2 protein-coding genes and 1 pseudogene are annotated in these 2140 nt (G+C 69.3%); 1 reads left to right on the top strand and 2 read right to left on the bottom strand.

What is annotated here, in order from left to right; genetic code table 11:
- Positions 1 to 228 (bottom strand): annotated as a pseudogene (locus tag CCN33_RS20800) (oxidoreductase); the annotation flags it as partial.
- A gap of 129 nt (positions 229 to 357) precedes the next feature.
- Here CCN33_RS20800 and CCN33_RS20795 point away from each other — a divergent pair.
- Entirely contained in the window at positions 358 to 1338 is a 981-nt protein-coding gene (locus CCN33_RS20795) for an ATP-binding protein (RefSeq protein WP_208621815.1), read from the top strand.
- Between the two features lie 31 nt (positions 1339 to 1369).
- Here CCN33_RS20795 and CCN33_RS20790 read toward each other — a convergent pair.
- Positions 1370 to 2140: polysaccharide deacetylase family protein (locus tag CCN33_RS20790; protein ID WP_483027251.1), on the bottom strand; the 771-nt coding region annotated here is incomplete at its 5' end.

The following is a 2140-nucleotide window of genomic DNA, read 5'->3' as shown; positions in this document are numbered from 1 at the left end:
GGTGCGGCGCCGCACCTCCTCCAGGGCCCAGTCGGCGCCGGACAGCGCCGCCGAGCCGCGGGCGCCGCGCAGGGCGGCCTCGGAGGTGATGGCGTTGCTGCGACGGCGCATGATCCGGTGCCCGTACACCCGGTCCACGGCCTTGCGCACGGACTCCACGGAGTCGGCCACGCCGGGCAGCGAGCCCAGGGCCGCGAGCGGATCTGCGGTCGCTCCTGTCGTACTCATGAGGTCGACCCTACGCGCCCCCGCCGCCGACCGACCGGCGCCCCTTCTTCGCCCCTCACACCGCTCGAAGGAGTGACGTTCACCTTCTTCCTGGCACATACAGCTACGAGCTGACTACCCTTCGTGAACATGAAAATTGCTTTCGTCGGGAAGGGCGGCAGCGGCAAGACCACGCTCTCCTCCCTCTTCATCCGCCATCTCGTCGCCGTCGGCGCTCCGGTGGTCGCGATCGACGCGGACATCAACCAGCACCTCGGACCCGCCCTCGGCCTCGACGAGGACCAGGCGGCGGCGCTGCCCGCCATGGGCGACCGGCTGCCTCTGATCAAGGACCATCTGCGCGGCTCCAACCCGCGCATCGCCTCGGCCGAGACGATGATCAAGACCACCCCGCCCGGCTCCGGCTCCCGGCTGGTCCGGATCAGTGAGCCCGACGCGATCTACGACGCCTGCGCGCGCCCGGTGGAACTCGACGGCGGCGCCGTCCGTCTGATGGTCACCGGCCCCTTCACCGAGGCCGACCTGGGGGTCGCCTGCTACCACTCCAAGACCGGAGCGGTGGAGCTGTTCCTGAACCACCTCGTCGACGGCCCCGGCGAGTACGTGGTGGTGGACATGACCGCCGGTTCGGACTCCTTCGCCTCCGGCATGTTCACCCGCTTCGACATGACGTTCCTCGTCGCCGAGCCGACCCGGAAGGGGGTCTCCGTCTACCGCCAGTACAAGGAGTACGCCCGCGACTTCGGTGTCACGCTGAAGGTCGTCGGCAACAAGGTCCAGGGTCCGGACGACGTCGACTTCCTGCGCGAGGAGGTGGGGGACGACCTGCTGGTGACGGTCGGGCACTCCGACTGGGTGCGCGCCATGGAGAAGGGACGCCCGCCCCGCTTCGCCCTGCTGGAGGACGGCAACGTGCGCGCACTGGAGACGCTCCGGGCCGCCGCCGACGCGACGTACGTGCTGCGGGACTGGGAGCGGTACACCCGGCAGATGGTCCACTTCCATCTGCGCAATGCCCAGTCGTGGGGCAACGAGCGCACCGGGGCCGACCTGGCGGCGCAGATCGACCCCGGTTTCGTACTCGGTGAAAGCGTGGCGACCCCCGTCTGACCCCTGCCGCTCGGCGTCCGCTGCCCGACGCCTACTGCCTGGCGGCCGGCGCGCCGGGGATGCCCTTCGGCGCCGGGGCCGGGCGGCCGGAGAGCAGGGACGCCCAGCCCTGCTTGGGCGCCTCGCCCACCTCGAGGGTGCGCAGCTTGGCCAGGGTCTGCGGGTCCTGGGCGTCCAGCCAGTCGGTCAGCTCGCGGAACGAGACGCAACGGACGTCGGGCTTGTTGCACACGGTCTTGACGACGTCCTCGATGGCGCGCATGTACGTGCCGCCGTTCCACGACTCGAAGTGATTGCCGATGATCAGGGGCGCGCGGTTGCCGTCGTAGGCGCGGTCGAAGCCCCTGAGGAGGCCGTCGCGCATCTCGTCGCCCCACAGGGCGAACTTGTCGGGGTCGCCCTGGGTCCGGGTGCCGGACTGGTTGACCATGAAGTTGTAGTCCATGGTGAGCTGCTCGAAGGTGTGGCCGGGGAAGGGCACGAGCTGCATGGACAGGTCCCAGAGACCTTCCCTCTTCTTGGGCCAGACCTGGTTGTTGACGCCGCTGGAGTCGTAGCGGAAGCCCATCTGGCTCGCCGCCTTGACGAAGTTCTTCTGCCCTTCAAGGCAGGGAGTGCGGGCGCCGATGAGTTCCTTGTCGTAGTCGAAGGGCAGCGGCGAGGACTTCCTCAGGCCCGAGTTGGTCTTCCAGGTCTTCACGAACTCCTTGGCCTGGCTGATCTCGCTCTTCCACTCGGCCACGGACCACTGGCCGACCCCGCCGTCGGGGCCGCAGAAGTGGCCGTTGAAGTGGGTGCCGAT

Origin of the sequence: Streptomyces recifensis, assembly GCF_002154615.1 — a bacterium.
GTDB lineage: Bacteria > Actinomycetota > Actinomycetes > Streptomycetales > Streptomycetaceae > Streptomyces > Streptomyces griseoluteus.
This window is presented reverse-complemented; position numbering and strand designations above follow the sequence as displayed.